The 15,199-nt window shown below is 62.8% G+C and carries 16 protein-coding genes; 4 read left to right on the top strand and 12 right to left on the bottom strand.

The window, feature by feature from the left end; all coding sequences use genetic code 11:
* Window positions 1-20: 20 nt before the first annotated feature.
* From ASU23_RS26990 to ASU23_RS26970, 5 genes are read right to left on the bottom strand one after another with little or no spacing between them, the layout of a single operon-like run.
* Window positions 21-713 carry a response regulator transcription factor gene (locus ASU23_RS26990; protein WP_003940960.1) on the bottom strand — a complete coding sequence of 231 codons (693 nt, stop codon included), beginning with the start codon at window positions 711-713 and terminating at the stop codon, window positions 21-23.
* Window positions 714-748: 35 nt separating this feature from the next.
* On the bottom strand, window positions 749-1,936 hold the full coding sequence (locus ASU23_RS26985) for a sensor histidine kinase (RefSeq protein WP_030535022.1): 1,188 nt from the start codon (window positions 1,934-1,936) through the stop codon (window positions 749-751).
* Between the two features lie 35 nt (window positions 1,937-1,971).
* Window positions 1,972-2,349, bottom strand: a complete 378-nt coding sequence (locus tag ASU23_RS26980; RefSeq protein WP_058039082.1) for a hypothetical protein — start codon at window positions 2,347-2,349, stop codon at window positions 1,972-1,974.
* Between the two features lie 7 nt (window positions 2,350-2,356).
* Complete coding sequence (gene purE / locus ASU23_RS26975) at window positions 2,357-2,869, bottom strand: 5-(carboxyamino)imidazole ribonucleotide mutase (protein ID WP_039973205.1); 513 nt, start codon at window positions 2,867-2,869, stop codon at window positions 2,357-2,359.
* Window positions 2,853-4,121, bottom strand: coding sequence for a 5-(carboxyamino)imidazole ribonucleotide synthase (locus ASU23_RS26970; protein ID WP_058039081.1), 1,269 nt, complete (start codon window positions 4,119-4,121; stop codon window positions 2,853-2,855). The genes purE and ASU23_RS26970 overlap by 17 nt, the downstream gene beginning before the upstream one ends.
* A gap of 122 nt (window positions 4,122-4,243) precedes the next feature.
* On the opposite strand from ASU23_RS26970, the gene ASU23_RS26965 reads away from it, so the two are divergent.
* Window positions 4,244-4,843 (top strand): GtrA family protein, encoded by a 600-nt coding sequence (locus ASU23_RS26965; RefSeq protein WP_058039080.1) that lies wholly within the window; start codon window positions 4,244-4,246, stop codon window positions 4,841-4,843.
* 25 nt (window positions 4,844-4,868) lie between these two features.
* Here the strand turns inward: ASU23_RS26965 and ASU23_RS26960 are convergent, their stop codons facing one another.
* The 5 genes from ASU23_RS26960 to ASU23_RS26940 form a co-directional block, all read right to left on the bottom strand.
* Window positions 4,869-6,191: a HAMP domain-containing sensor histidine kinase gene (locus tag ASU23_RS26960; RefSeq protein ID WP_007731154.1), complete on the bottom strand. Its 1,323-nt coding sequence runs from the start codon at window positions 6,189-6,191 to the stop codon at window positions 4,869-4,871.
* A gap of 26 nt (window positions 6,192-6,217) precedes the next feature.
* Window positions 6,218-6,898: a response regulator transcription factor gene (locus ASU23_RS26955; RefSeq protein WP_003940916.1), complete on the bottom strand. Its 681-nt coding sequence runs from the start codon at window positions 6,896-6,898 to the stop codon at window positions 6,218-6,220.
* 37 nt (window positions 6,899-6,935) lie between these two features.
* Complete coding sequence (locus tag ASU23_RS26950; protein WP_003941034.1) at window positions 6,936-7,502, bottom strand: PH domain-containing protein; 567 nt, start codon at window positions 7,500-7,502, stop codon at window positions 6,936-6,938.
* A gap of 106 nt (window positions 7,503-7,608) precedes the next feature.
* Window positions 7,609-8,184 carry an HdeD family acid-resistance protein gene (locus ASU23_RS26945; RefSeq protein ID WP_003941007.1) on the bottom strand — a complete coding sequence of 192 codons (576 nt, stop codon included), beginning with the start codon at window positions 8,182-8,184 and terminating at the stop codon, window positions 7,609-7,611.
* Window positions 8,185-8,302: 118 nt separating this feature from the next.
* The gene (locus tag ASU23_RS26940) at window positions 8,303-9,157 is read right to left on the bottom strand and encodes a biotin--[acetyl-CoA-carboxylase] ligase (protein WP_058039079.1); all 855 of its coding nucleotides are present in this window, start codon (window positions 9,155-9,157) and stop codon (window positions 8,303-8,305) included.
* 115 nt (window positions 9,158-9,272) lie between these two features.
* Between ASU23_RS26940 and ASU23_RS26935 the strand changes: the two genes are divergently transcribed.
* Genes ASU23_RS26935 through ASU23_RS26925 form a run of 3 tightly spaced genes read left to right on the top strand, consistent with a single transcriptional unit; the run spans window position 9,273 to window position 11,909 of the window.
* Complete coding sequence (locus ASU23_RS26935) at window positions 9,273-10,913, top strand: acyl-CoA carboxylase subunit beta (protein WP_003940853.1); 1,641 nt, start codon at window positions 9,273-9,275, stop codon at window positions 10,911-10,913.
* Window positions 10,910-11,251, top strand: a complete 342-nt coding sequence (locus tag ASU23_RS26930; protein WP_007731147.1) for an acyl-CoA carboxylase subunit epsilon — start codon at window positions 10,910-10,912, stop codon at window positions 11,249-11,251. Before ASU23_RS26935 ends, ASU23_RS26930 begins: the two co-directional genes overlap by 4 nt.
* A gap of 16 nt (window positions 11,252-11,267) precedes the next feature.
* The gene (locus ASU23_RS26925) at window positions 11,268-11,909 is read left to right on the top strand and encodes a nucleoside triphosphate pyrophosphatase (protein WP_007731146.1); all 642 of its coding nucleotides are present in this window, start codon (window positions 11,268-11,270) and stop codon (window positions 11,907-11,909) included.
* A 108-nt stretch (window positions 11,910-12,017) separates the two neighbouring features.
* On the opposite strand, the gene ASU23_RS26920 is transcribed toward ASU23_RS26925, so the two are convergent.
* Entirely contained in the window at window positions 12,018-13,322 is a 1,305-nt protein-coding gene (locus ASU23_RS26920) for an HNH endonuclease signature motif containing protein (protein ID WP_058039078.1), read from the bottom strand.
* A 61-nt stretch (window positions 13,323-13,383) separates the two neighbouring features.
* Entirely contained in the window at window positions 13,384-15,081 is a 1,698-nt protein-coding gene (locus ASU23_RS26915; RefSeq protein WP_042922151.1) for an MFS transporter, read from the bottom strand.
* Window positions 15,082-15,199 lie beyond the last annotated feature (118 nt).

Raw genomic sequence — 15,199 nt, 5'->3', positions numbered from 1 at the left:
GGACTGGACAGGGCGGCGTGTCAGCCCTCGGTGCCGAGGAGATCTGCGCGCCGGACAAGTCCGATCTGGAAGGCGAAGACGACTGCCTGTACACGATCACGAGAATGAGTCTTTGAAAGAACCCGTCCGACATGGGTTTTCACTGTCGTCTCGGAGACGTGGAATTTCGCAGCGATCTCCGAATTCGACAGCCCGTACGCCATGGCTTCGAGCACCTCGACCTCGCGCGGCGTCAACTCTTCGGGCAACTGCGCTTCGGGCGCCGAGCCTTCCAGGAGTGGCCCGACGTGCTGAAGCAGTCGCCGAGTGGCCCGGGCTTCGATCACCGCGTCCCCGCGGTGCACGGTGCGGATGGCGTCGAGCAACTGCTCCGGTGGCACGTCCTTGAGCAGGAAACCACTGGCGCCCGCCCGGATAGCCGACATCACGTACTCGTCGTTGTCGAAGGTGGTGAGCACCACGACCTTCGGCGCATCGGGGTCGGCCAGGAGCCGACGAGTCGCCTCGATGCCGTCCATCTTCGGCATCTGGACATCCATCAGAACGACGTCGACATGACGGGCGGCCAACTCGGTCAACGCCTGCTGACCGTCCGAAGCCTCGACAACCACCGACAGATCCGGCTGTGAGTCGATGACCATTCGAAAACCTGCGCGGACCAGCTGCTGATCGTCGATCAGTGCCACTGCGATCGGAGCCACGTGTTCGTCCATGCCACTCACCTTAAGACCTTCGGACGTTTCAAGACCTACCCAGACGTTCGTTCGTACGGCAAGACGGCCCGGACGCTGTATCCGCCGCCTGATTTCGGTCCGGCGGTCACTTTGCCTCCGTGCAGCTTGGCTCGCTCGGCCATTCCGATCAGTCCCTGTCCGCCTGGTGACGATTCGACCAGCGCGGCGCTGCCGCCTCGTCCGTCGTCGGTGATACCGAGAACGAGTTCGGTTTCAGCCCAAGTCATCTCGACGCTCGCCTGTGCTCCAGGCCCCGCATGTTTGAGAACGTTCGTCAGCGATTCCTGCACGATGCGATACGCCGTCAACCCCGCACCCGCAGAGAGTTCGCGTGGTTCCCCGGTCACGCTGACGGCGATGTCGAGTCCGCTGCTGCGTAACTCGTGGAAGAGACTGTCGATGTCGCCGGCGCCCGGGATCACCGAGAAATCACGGGGCGTGTCCTCACGCAGGACGGACAGCAGCGATCGCATGTCGGTCAACGCTTGGCGGCCGGTGGAGGCAATTGTTTCGAGTGCCTGAATTGCAGCCTGAGGATCCTTGGCCGCGCTGTAGCGTCCACCGTCGGCCTGAGCGATGACAACGGTCAACGAATGCGCGACGATGTCGTGCATCTCGCGCGCAATCCTCGAGCGTTCGCTGATCGTCGCGATTTCCGCTTCCTGCGCACGCTCGAGTTCGAGCAACCGTGCGCGCTCGGTCAGACCTTCCAATTGTTTGGTACGAACTCGACGCAAATCACCGAACGCCCAGACCGCGAGCATGAAGATCATGACGGCCACGGACTGCATGACCTGCGAGGACACCGGGATTCCGTCGTAGCCGAAGTATCGAACAGTCCCGGCAATCGAGCCGAGCAACGCGAGCACCAGCCCGGTGAGTGAACTCCACCGAGCACCATAGGCGGCCAGCGCGTACAGGGAGATGGGGACGACAACGGCCGATGCGAGCAGTGTGTTGCCGATGAAGATCACGTGTAGAACTGCGAACCCTGCGATCACCATGCCGGAGAGTTCGGGGCGCGAGCGTCGCCACGCCAACGGAACGGTCATACCCAGCGAGATGAACACCGCCAGCGGACTCGCCTCGACCGCAACGACAACGCTGAACAGTGCGGCAACCGTCGCAATGCAGATGTCCACACCGCGAGCATGTTCCGCGCTCCAGCGGACGAAGCGTTCACTAGTCGGAAAACGAGCCATGCCGCCAAGAGTAGCTTTTACTGACGAGCTTTCACTCAGGTGCGGTAACCGCCGTCTTCGAGACCGGCCTCGATTTCGAAGCGGTTGCGCGGCCCGCGATGACGCAGTTCCTCACGCAGGTACAACAACCCGAATATGATTCCGTACCTGGCCCATTGGTCTGCATGAACGGCCTCGTGACGAAGGACGGATCGAGTCGTGTTCCGCCGCGTGAGATATACACCACCGAGAGTTGTTCCGCCTCTGGCGAACCCGCAGCGCAGTCCGGAGGCGACAAAGATTCCGAACTCGTCGTCGAAGCGGATGTCCGCGCCGAGAATCCTGGCGTACAGCAGGGCGACGCGGGTGACGAACGCGGACTGCGCGCTGCCCCGACTCGCTCGGATCAGCGGCAGCCCGCGTCGTGCACACACGAGAAGATCAGCCCAGCAGTTTTTCGCGGAGCGCCTTGTCCTTGTCGAGCACCATCGACTCGAGGCTCTCCTGGAACGCCACCATCCGCTGCTGCAGTGCGGGATCCGAAGCACCGAGAATCCGAGCAGCCAGCAGACCGGCGTTGCGAGCGCCGCCGATCGACACTGTCGCCACCGGGACGCCGGCCGGCATCTGGACGATCGAAAGCAGCGAATCCATACCGTCGAGGTACTTGAGCGGCACCGGAACACCGATGACGGGCAACGGCGTGGCCGAGGCAACCATGCCCGGAAGATGCGCGGCGCCACCGGCACCGGCGATGATGACCTTGATTCCGCGGCCGGAAGCTTCCTTGGCGTAGTCGAGCATCCGCTGAGGCGTGCGGTGCGCCGAGACGACACCGACCTCGAAGCGGATACCGAACTCGGCCAAAGCTTCGGCTGCAGCTTCCATGGTCGGCCAATCCGAATCGCTGCCCATGATCAGGCCGACCTGCGCGCTCTCACTCACCGTGTACATCCCATCCGTCGGTCCAAACTGCGTACGAAAGCCAATGTGCTGCGCGCTCGGCGCGTTCCCGAACTGCGGCAACGTAATTCGGATCGTCGATGGATCCGGCGACGCCCACGATGTTGACGTGTCCGATCTTGCGATCCTTGCGCTCACCCTTGCCGTACAGGTGGATCTTCGCGTCAGGCATCCGCGCGAACAGGTGATGGACGCGCTCGTCCATCGTCATCTCGGGAGCTTCCGGCGCACCGAGAACGTTGGCCATCACGGTGACCGGCGCGATCGGCGACGTATCTCCGAGCGGGTAGTCGAGAACCGCGCGCAGGTGCTGCTCGAACTGAGAGGTGCGGGCGCCGTCCATCGTCCAGTGACCGGAGTTGTGCGGGCGCATCGCCAACTCGTTGACCACGAGAGTGCCGTCGGTCGTCTCGAACAGTTCGACGGCCATGGAGCCGACCACACCGAGCTCCGACGCGATGCGCAGCGCCAACTGTTCAGCTTCCTCGGCAACGGCACTCGAAAGCTCGGGGGCAGGTGCGATCACGACGGCACACTGGCCGTTGCGCTGAACCGTTTCCACGACCGGCCAAGTAGCGCCCTGTCCGAACGGCGACCGCGCCACCATGGCGGACAGCTCCCGACGCATCGAGACCATTTCCTCGACGATCAGCGGAACACCCTTGTTCAGCTGCTCGGTGACGATGGCTTCTGCTTCGTCCTGATCGTCGGTGATCCAGACGCCGCGGCCGTCGTAGCCTCCGCGTGTTGCCTTGATGACGAGCGGCCAACCGTGTTCGGAGCCGAAACGCACGACGTCTTCCGCCCACGTCACTTCTGCGTACGCGGGTACGGGTGCGCCCAGTTCGGCAAGTTTGCGACGCATGAGCAGTTTGTCCTGAGCGAAGATCAGAGCCTGCGGCGGCGGCTGAACGTTCACGCCTTCGGCAACAAGAACCTCGAGGTGCTCGGTCGGCACGTGCTCGTGGTCGAAGGTCAGTGCATTGGAACCGACCGCTGCACGGCGGAGAGCATCGAGGTCGGTGTGGCTGCCGAGCACGACGTCGGGGCTGACCTGAGCTGCCGGCTCGTCCGAAGTCCCGGAGAGCACTCGGAGCGTCTGGCCCAGGGCCACCGCCGCCTGGTGAGTCATCCTGGCCAACTGTCCGCCACCGATCATGGTGACGACGGGCATGGATGCTTTTGCCGGTCGAGGGGTGGTCGGGCGGGCGGGGATCTGCGCGGGATCGTTGTTGCCGGTCACGGCTCTCTATGTTGTCATGTGCCGCGTTCGCCCGTTCATTCAGCGTTCCCAATCTGTGATTCTGCTGATGAATCCGCGGCAAATTGGTGGTAACGCGGTTTCGTTTCGTAAACTCATCTGTTGTGCCATTTGTCGACGGGGTCATTGCCCGCATACCCCAACCGTTTCGTGACATCGCTCTGCGTCACAGCGAGCTGATCAAATTCGCGATCGTCGGCGGAACGACCTTCCTCATCGACTCGGGCATCTTCTACACACTCAAGCTGTCGATCCTCGAATCCAAGCCGATCACGGCCAAGATCATCGCCGGCGTCGTCGCGGTGATCGCGTCGTACATTCTCAACCGCGAGTGGTCGTTCAAGAACCGTGGTGGCCGTGAACCAGCGCACGAAGCTGCGCTGTTCTTCATCATCAGCGCCATCGGTGTCGTCATCAGCTTCATCCCGCTGTACATCTCCAGTTACGTCTTCAACCTGCGCGTACCCGAAGTCGGCCTGGCGACGGAGAACATCGCCGACTTCATCAGTGCATATGTCATCGGCAACCTGCTGCAGATGGCGTTCCGATTCTGGGCCTTCCGCAAGTTCGTCTTTCCCGACGAGAATCCGGAACCGCTCGAACTGTCCGACACCACAGGGTTGCCCGAAACCACGGCGTTATCCGGAACCACAGCGCCTGAGCCGGTAATTCCTGACGCCGAAGAGGAGCTCGGGCACTCCTGAGTTTTCCGTCTGCGCGGCCTTTCGGTCAGCGCGGTTCGCGGTGCGGAACGACGTCCGCGGTCGGCGCCGTGTTGGCCACCGGCAGGAAGACGGCGAACAAGGCAGGCTTACGCCTCTGCAGTTCCAGGCGGCCCCCGTCGGCTTCGATCAGTGCACGTGCGAGCGCCAACCCGACGCCGGTGGACCCCGCCCCCGAAAATCCTCTGTCGAAGATGTGCGGCGCCAGATCGTTCTCCACACCGGAGCCTTCGTCGGTGACCTCGACGCACACCATCGAGTCACGGCGAGACGAACTGCGACCCGTACCGTCGATCAATCGCACCGACACCGTGCACGTGCCTTCACCGTGTTCGAACGAATTGTCGACCAGAACGGAAACAGCTTCACGCAGACGCGAACCTGTGGTCGCAGCCATCACCGTGCGATCGCCGCGTAGGCGCAGCCTGCGTCCCTCTCCGTCGAACTGAGCCTGCCAGTCGCGAGTCACCTGTTCCAGCTCGCCGACTACCGACACCAGACTCGCCGATGACCCACTGGTGCGCGACGAGCGAATCAGGTCGTCGATTCCGTCGGTGAGCCTGTCCACTTGCGCCATGGCTTCCTCGGCCTCGTTCACGACGTCAGGATCTTCGTGAACGGACAACTCGTCCAGGCGCAGCCGCACTGCAGTCAGTCGACTGCGCAGTTGATGCGAGACGTCCGCAACCAGCGCGCGCTCTCGTTGCAGCCGCACCGAAATCTCCACGGTTGCCGCATCGAGGACGTCGGACACGCGGTCGAGTTCGGGGATGTCGTGCCGACGAGGATCCGGCCGGAAGTCGCCTTCGGCGAGGCGCGCCGCCCGGTCGGCCACATCCTGCAGCGGATCGGCAAGCCGACGCGCAGTGACCACAGCAACCACGGTGCCTGCCGTGATGGACAGAAGCACGAGCACGCCGACAGCCATCACCGCCTGTTTCTGCTGGGTGCGCAGGTTCTCCGACGGCACCTCGAGGCGCAACGAGCCGGACGTTCCCATCGCGAGCGATTCGACGAGTGCGTTCTTGACCGTCGCCTCACCGACGTCGACGCGTGCGGCGCCGTCGACGACGGTCGGATACACGACGACGAGGCGCCCGTCGTTCGGGGTGAGAACCTTGAGCGAATCTGTGTTCAACGCACCTTCGACGAGTCCGTTCGTCCCCTCTTGCGCGATGACCTCAGCGGCCATCCGGTCGAGGCGCACCCGGAGATCACTTCGCGTCACGTCCTCCACCCAGAGCCACGCCGTGTAGATCAGCGGAACCCCCAGCAGCAACGCCGTCATGATCACGACAGCGAGAATCGACTGCAATATGCGACGCCGCATGCCGGCAGTTCCTGATTCTCGAGAAGTTAGTCGGTGTTGATTCGGAAACCGACACCGCGGACGGTGGCAATCCTGCGTTCCACGGCGGGGCCCTCGTCGCCGATCTTGCGGCGCAGCCACGACATGTGCATGTCGAGCGTCTTCGATCCACGAAGCTCGACGTCGCCCCACACCTCACGAAGGATCGTATCGCGCGAGACCACTTCCCCGGCGTGCTCGAGGAGGACCCGCAGAAGCTCGTATTCCTTGTTGGCCAAGGCGATTTCGGAGCCGTTGACGAGTACGCGTCGTGCCGCGGGCTCGAGCCTGATGCCACCGACCTCGACGATCGTGTCCTCGCGGCCACCGTGGCGACGCAGGAGTGCTCGCACACGTGCCATCAACTCGGCGAGACGAAACGGCTTGCTGACGTAGTCGTCGGCGCCCGCGTCCAACCCGACCACGAAGTCGACTTCGTCGGTCCTGGCGGTCAACATCAGCACGGCGAGCGAGGTGCGATGCGCACGAATCTGTCGGCAGACCTCGAGGCCGTCCATGCCCGGAAGGCCGAGATCGAGAATCAACAGGTCGAAATCACCTTCGAGCGCCTGCTGCAACGCAGCGGGTCCGGTCGGTTCGACCGTCACCGAATACCCTTCACGCCCCAAGGCGCGGGAAAGGGGTGCAGCAATGGCCTCGTCGTCTTCGGCTAGCAATACGGCAGTCACACGAACAGACTACGGACAACACGCCTTTGCACGTTGATTACCAGCCATTTCGATCATTCGGGTCGTCGTTTTCACCTGACGGCCACTGCGGTGCCTGCGATGGTGGCTGCTGCATGGAATCGAAAACCTGGTGATACAGCAGGGCGTGAACGTGCTCGACGTCAGGAATGTCGTCGAACTCGAGCGGATCGTCACTGGCAGATGCGATGACCAGAGTTCCGGTCTTGAGCATTCGATCGATCAGGCCGTGACGGAACTGAACATTGCTGATCCGTCCCATGGGAATGTCGATACCCGTGTGCGTGAGCACTCCGTGGCGGATGAGCACTCGCCGATCGGTGACGATGAAATGCGTGAACTTCCAAACCGTGAAGGGCGCAACCGACCGCCAGGCCACGACACCGAGCCAGATGATTCCGACGGCAATGGACGACACGGTGCGAGCCGTGCCGTCCAATCTCGTCTGTGCGAGGCCCAACAAGAAACCGGCGACGGCCGTCGCAAGTACGAACGTCAGCGCCGGAAGCACCAACATCTTCCAATGAGGATGGCGATGCAGTATCAGTTCCTCGTCCTGAGCGAGGGCGTCTTCGGGATATCCCATGACGGGAAGTCTGCCACCCCGCACCGACTTTCAGGCATACCGACTTTCAGGCATACCGACTTTCAGGCACACCGACTTTCAGGCACACCCGCCTTCAGGGCAACGCTCAGGGCTGCGCGATCTTTCGCAGCACCAACGGGGTCACGACGATGATGATGCCGTACAGCACCATCCACACGCCGACCACGATGCGGAAGACGTCGAGCGAGAGTTCGGGCTGCAGAAGGACGATTGCACCCGCGACGATGCTGATGACTCCGAGCACGATCGACAGACCGCGATCGACGGTGTGCCCGGACGCCGCGTCGACCAGATCGAGAACGCCACGGAATACCCACCAGGCACCGATCACCAACGCGATCAGAACCACCGTCTGCAAAGGGCTACGGAGAACCAGGAATCCGAGGAGCACTGCCAACGCGCCGGAGATCGCGACGAGCGTGCGAGTTCCACCCGAAGCCGTCACGTCCGCGAACGAACGGATGATCTGAACGATTCCGAATCCGAACAGCTGGATCGCAATGACAACCGCGACCACGAACAGGGTGGCATCCGGCCACGCGAGTACCGCGATACCCAGGCCCAATGTGAGGACACCGAGCAGCACCGTCACGCCGGTGAGTACGCGGCGAGCGCTCTCGGCCGTCTCGGCTTCGGTCGGAACAACGATCGGTGTGGTCATGACGCCCCTAGGCAGCTCGGTAAATCCCGCAGTTGAGTGAAATGAAGGACGGACGGTTGGTTCGAAAACCGGTCCGGGCCAAAAATTAGCACTTTGGTGCCAGAAAATCCGGCAACGTTCACGATTCGGTGACCGGGGCGGCGCGAAGGTGCGTGATATCACCTGCTGCGACCGCAAAGGTCTCCCCATCTGTTCCCTCGATTTCGATGACGACGCGTCCGGAAGTGTCGACGTCGGTCGCGATACCGAACACCTCCTTGTCGCCCGGCAAGACCGCGCGGACTCGTTTGCCCAGCGTCCCGCAGCGCTGCCGGTATTCGGCAGCCAACACAGATGTATCCCATTTCGACGATTCCCAAGCACGGAATTGCGTCGCCAATTCACGGGCGATTGCGCGAACGAGAGTGTCGCGGTCGACAGTCGATGCTTCTTCGATCAGCAGTGACGTAGCGGTCGGGACGGGCAGCTCCTCGACGCCGAGGCTCACGTTCAGCCCGATCCCCACCACCACCGCGGGATCGGGCGCCGTCCTCGCCACCTCGGCCAGAATGCCGGCGACCTTCTTGTCACCGATGAGAACGTCGTTCGGCCACTTGAGTTCTGCGGGCACTTCGGCCACGTTGCGCAGCGCGTCGACGACCGCAATTCCCGACAGTAGCGGGAGCCAACCCATGTCCGCGAGATTCATTCCGGGCATCGACAGCAGAACCGACATCGAGATCTGCGCTTGCGGCGGACTCACCCACGTGCGCGAATGACGGCCACGGGCACTCGCCTGATATTCGGCGATCAGAACGTGACGGTCGGCATCCGGATCTGCCGCTCGCGCAAGGAGATCCGCGTTCGTCGAACCGGTCTCCTCGACAACGTCGAGGCAGTTCCAGAAAACGCGCGCGTCGTCGTTGTCACTGCGCACGAGTGCGCGTCGTAGGGCATTGCCGTCGAGGGGCGGTCGGTTCAAGTCGGTCCACATAGCCCCAGCCTATGACGACGGCGAGAATGTACTGGTCAGTAGCTTGAGCCTGCAAGACAGCGACAATCGGACCTGCCTTCGAAGCCCCCCACGCACTCTCGTTAAGCTCACGTCCATGACCACTGTCCAAGAGCCGAACGCGCCGGAGGCGGCGGCCGCACCCGATATCCACACGACCGCGGGAAAGCTCGCGGACCTGCGGAATCGCCAAGCCCAGGCGCAGGCACCGAGCGGCGAAGCCGCCATCGACAAGGTGCACGCCAAAGGCAAGCTGACCGCCCGCGAGCGCATCACCGCCCTCCTCGACGAGGGCTCCTTCGTCGAACTCGACGCACTGGCACGGCACCGAAGTGTGAACTTCGGTCTCGCTGACAACCGCCCGGTCGGCGACGGCGTCGTCACCGGTTACGGCACCATCGACGGCCGCGACGTCTGTGTCTTCTCACAGGACGCCACCGTTTTCGGCGGATCGCTCGGCGAAATCTACGGTGAGAAGATCGTCAAGGTCATGGACCTCGCGATCCGCACCGGACGGCCCCTCGTCGGCATCAACGAAGGTGCAGGCGCGCGCATTCAGGAAGGCGTCGTCTCGCTCGGCCTCTACGGCGAGATCTTCCACCGCAACGTCCAGGCCTCGGGTGTCATCCCCCAGATCTCACTGATCATGGGACCCGCCGCCGGCGGCCACGTCTACTCCCCCGCACTGACCGACTTCGTCGTGATGGTCGACGAGACTTCCCAGATGTTCGTCACCGGCCCCGACGTCATCAAGACGGTCACGGGTGAAGACGTCACGATGGAAGACCTCGGCGGTGCTCGCACCCACATGGTCAAGTCCGGCGTCGCCCACTACGTCGCTTCCGGCGAGCAGGACGCACTCGACTACGTCAAGGACCTGCTCAGCTACCTGCCGTCCAACAACCAGGCAGCAGCTCCCCGCGGCGAGATCACCGACCCGATCGTCGGTTCGATCGAAGACAGCCTGACCGCTGAGGACATCGAACTCGACACCCTCATCCCGGACTCGGCCAACCAGCCGTACGACATGCACGAGGTCATTCGTCGCATCCTCGACGACGACGAGTTCCTCGAGGTCCAGGCCGAGCGCGCGATGAACATCATCGTCGGTTTCGGTCGCGTCGACGGACGCTCGGTCGGCATCGTCGCCAACCAGCCCACCCAGTTCGCGGGCTGCCTCGACATCGACGCCTCGGAGAAGGCCGCACGCTTCGTGCGCACCTGCGACGCGTTCAACGTCCCGATCATCACGCTCGTCGACGTTCCCGGCTTCCTCCCCGGAACCGAGCAGGAATACAACGGCATCATCCGCCGCGGCGCGAAGCTCCTCTACGCATACGGAGAAGCAACGGTCGGCAAAATCACGGTCATCACCCGCAAGGCGTACGGCGGAGCGTACGACGTCATGGGCTCCAAGCACATGGGCGCCGATGTGAACCTGGCATGGCCGACCGCTCAGATCGCCGTCATGGGTGCATCCGGAGCTGTCGGGTTCGTCTACCGCAAGCAGCTTCTCGAAGCCGCGAAGAACGGCGAAGACGTCGATGCACTGCGCCTCAAGCTGCAGAACGAGTACGAGGACACACTCGTCAACCCGTACGTCGCCGCTGAGCGCGGATACGTCGACGCTGTCATTCCTCCGTCGCACACCCGCGGACAAATCGTTTCCGCATTGCGACTGCTAGAGCGCAAGGCCGTTTCCCTTCCGCCCAAGAAGCATGGGAACATTCCCCTATGACCGCAACCACCGAGGACATTCTCAGCGAAGATGTCGCACTGGCGGAGACTGCACCGACCAACGGTGCGGTCGTCGAGGGAACCGCGACGGATGCTTCGCTCACGGAGCTGACCGAGACGTCGACCTCCGACGCGTCGGTCATCAAGATCGTCAAGGGTTCGCCCACGGACGTCGAGATCGCGGCACTGGTCAGCGTGCTTGCTGCGGCTGCCGGCAGCGGTCAAGCTCCCGAGTCGAACGTTCCCGCGGAGACCTGGGGCGATCCGACTCAGTTCCACCGCACGCGTGCGCCGTTCTCGCCGTACGCGTACCTGAACCCCGCGATCCGTCGCAGCTGACGATCACTCTGCTGACGTGACTCAACTGGTTCTAGCTTCAGCGTCCCCGGCTCGCCTCGCAGTTCTGCGGGCGGCCGGGGTTTCGCCGCTTGTGCGTGTCTCCGGCGTCGACGAGGACAAGATCGCCGACAACCTCGGACCCGACGCCGCCCCCGAAAAAGTCGTGACGGTGCTGGCGGAGGCCAAGGCCGCCGAGATCGTTCCCGGTCTTGCCGCCGACAATCTCACCGACGTAGTCGTTGTCGGGTGCGATTCGATGCTCCTGATCGACGGGCAACTTCAAGGCAAGCCGGGCAGTGTCGATATCGCCCGAAAGCGATGGGCCGCAATGGCCGGACGCAGCGCCACTCTCTTGACCGGGCACTGTGTCCTGCGCGTCGCCGACGGCCGCATCGTTCGCATGGCCTCGGATCACAGCGCAACAGTGGTTCATTTCGCGCAACCGTCCACCGAAGATCTCGAGGCATACCTGGCAACGGGCGAGCCGCTCCAAGTTGCCGGAGCATTCACGCTCGACAGTCTCGGCGGCTGGTTCGTGGAGAGAATCGAGGGTGATCCCTCGAGTGTCATCGGTATCGGATTACCTTTGGTACGAACACTTCTCGAGCGTGTCGGGGTTTCCGTCTCGGATCTCTGGCGCACGCAGAGCATCTTCTGACGCGTTTTCTCCAAGCACGTTTTCCCAAGCACCACTGACCAGCCCCGCATCGGGTCCATGCCGATGCGAAGCTGGTCGTTTTTGTTGTCACCGAAAAGGTTTGACCCCTCAGGTTTTGAAGGTGGTGTTCGCCGGCCTGGGTTGCTGTCCGGGGTCGATCGAGGGTGGTGGGATGAACCACGGCTTGTTGTCGACTCCTATTCGGATTTCCCATTTCCCGACGAACCCTGATTTTCGGTGCATCAGCCGGTGATGTGAACGGCACAGCAGGACCAGGTTGTTCATCACCGTCGGGCCACCGTTGGCCCAGTGCCGGATATGGTGCGCATCAGTCCACGGCGGTACACACGTGCAGCCGGGGAACGCGCAGCCTCTGTCTCGGGCGATCAACGCCACTCGCTGCTCCGCGGTCACCAAACGTTTCCCGGGTTGCGCATCCAAGGGCGCGCCGTGATCGTCGAGCAGGACGGTGGAGAGGAAACAATCACATCCGAGAAGTCGGGTCTGCGACACCGAGAGTGGCCCGAGCCAGGGCATGTGCCCGACATCGAGATCCGACAGAGACTCTTCACCATCAGCAGTGGAGGGTGTTGCGGCGCAGTCTCGATGCTCAGCGAGATCATGGGCGTTGATGTGCACGTTCACGTGTGGACGCTGACCACCATCGGTACCGGTCTTGGCGCAGTCCAGATAACGCCGGATCAGTTCGGTGAACCCGTCCGCCGTGCGCTTCGCCGCCGACCGAGCATCCGGGGTTCCATCGGGTGCCGGGGTGGGCATCGTCAGATTCGACAACGCCGACAACAACATTTCCCCGGTCAGGGCATCGAAATCCCCACGCACCACCACCCGACCGTTCAATGTCGACGCGATCCGCAACTCATTGAGATCGACATCCTCGGCGGGCGGAATCTCATCCGATTCGAACAACCTCTCCAACGTCGCGATCACGTTCCGCACCTTCGTCGTCGTCGCCTCCACACCCGACGCAGCCGCAAGCAGTAGGTCGATACAACGAGGGAGCGCTTCGTCCGGCATGCCCTTCGGTGGTGATTCACAGAACGCCACGATCAACACGGCATGCTCGAACGAGCAATCCCCGCCATCGAACCGAGCCGCCACCGCCGGAAACGGCCGCAAAGCCGCACCCAACGCGGCGATCTTCTTCCCGTCCCGAACCTGCAACATCGTGTTAGCCGCCAACCACGCACCCACCCCGCGGCTGGCAATCACCTGATCATCCGGGCGCAACGACAACTCGTCCACCACCGCCACCCGCACAGCTTCCAGGCGCAGAATCTCCGCACTCGCCTCGACAGCAGCAGCACGCAACTCCGCAGCAGACAACTGCCACAACCGTCCGCGTAACCCCACCGCAGGACCAGACACCACGTCCGACAACAAGACACTCATTGAATCCCCCGATCCCCTGCACACAGGGTACTCGAACACCTGTTCGAGTCAAGGGCAATTTTCAGACCGGCGAATTGACCCGCGGCAGAGCAGTCGACGCCAATCCGATACCGAGCGCAATTGCTGCGATGATCGCGAGCACACGGCGCTGTGCTTCGAGAAACGCTTCGCCGGCCGCCGCGCGAGTCGATGCGTACGCGGCATCAACTGCCACCTGAACGGATTGACCCCCGGCACCGGCGGAGCCGTCCCGGCGACATTCCGGCGCCACCTCCATCGGTGTTCCGGATGCCAATTGGCTTGTCGCGCAATCGACAAAGGCCTTTTCGGCGATGTCGATCAGACCGGGACCAACGCCGGCAGCTTCAAGGTTCGCAACGTACTCGGGCCGCTCCCCCTGCACTGCTTGCGGAGCTTGCCCCGCGACGAGCGAGAAGAACACCACTCCGATCAAGGCCAGTCCGATGGAGCTGCCAACCTGCTGAACGGTAGGAAGCAGTCCCGACACCGAACCCGCGTGCGCGGGTTCGACCGTCGCAAGGATCGCGGTTTGCAGTGGTGCCACGAACAGTCCGAGACCTGCGCCCCCGAGAAGCAGCGGACCGGCGAGCGCGAGCCAGCGTGGATCGGTTCCTTCGCGTTCGAGGATGATCGACAGCGCGATCAGCGAGCCGGCAAAGACGACCATCCCCAGGATCAGAACACGGTTTCCGAGCATCCGGTACACCGCCGATGAGAGAACCGCCGCCACGCCCATTCCGACGGCCCACGGCAGCGTCATGACGCCCGCTCGCAATGCGGAGAACCCGAAGCCGAACTGAAGGGTGAGACTGATGGTGAAGATCAAGGAAGTCAGGGTTCCGAAGAAAACGAACGCAAGAACCGCGCCGATTGTGAAGGCTCGGTCGCGGAAAAGCTCGAGACGAAGGACCGGATCGCCGCCTCGTTTCGCCAAACGCGATTCGTAGAGCACAAACGCCACTGCCACCGGCGCCGACATCGCGAGCATTACGACAAGACCTGTGGGCCATCCGCGCGCCCTTCCCTCGGCCAGGGGAAGGATCAGCAGGAACAGCGCCAGTGATGACAGTGCGGCGCCGATGAGGTCCAGTGAGCGCACATGCTCAGCGCGAGCATCGACGAGATGGAAATATCCGAGAATCAAGGCGGCGATGCCGATCGGGATGTTGACGAAGAAGATCAGGCGCCAGCCCCAGTCGAACAGATTCCACTCGATCAGCAGCCCGCCGATCAGAGGCCCGCTGACCGTTGCGAGCCCGATGGTCGCACCGTAGATCCCGAAGACTCGCGGATGCCTGGCCTTCGGAAACAGACCCGAGATGATGGCGAACGTCTGGGCGGACATCGAACCGGCCGCCAATCCTTGCAGACCCCGGAAGACGATCAACATCGTCGCGCTCTGCGCGAGCCCGCACAGCAACGAGGCAACCACGAATACGGACAAGGCGGTCAGAAAAACAACTCTACGGCCGAACAGGTCCCCCAGCCGCGCTGCAGTGATCAACGAACACGCGAAAGCCAGGATGTACACGCTGACCATGAGCAACTGCGCCGATACGCCTGCTTGAAGATCGACGGCGATACTCGGAAGCGCGACGTTGACGATGGTCGCGTCGAGCAATTGCATGAATGCCGCCGCCAGACTCGTCGCCAACCCGAGCCAGGGCGTCAGAGAACCAGCTCGCCGCCCGCCCTTGTGGTCGGCGCCGACAGCGTCACCTAAAGGGTCCGGAAGCACCGAATGATCCTAATCGAACACAACGCTTCTAGAACCTGTTCTTGTTTAGATTGTAGTATTTCGGACAATTCAGTCCCCCAGATGGGATAGTTCGTCGTCTGCCCATTTTCAGAGCAGG

Source organism: Rhodococcus sp. KB6 (assembly GCF_001445685.1).
In the GTDB taxonomy this organism is placed as follows: Bacteria; Actinomycetota; Actinomycetes; order Mycobacteriales; family Mycobacteriaceae; genus Rhodococcus_F; species Rhodococcus_F qingshengii.
This window is presented reverse-complemented; position numbering and strand designations above follow the sequence as displayed.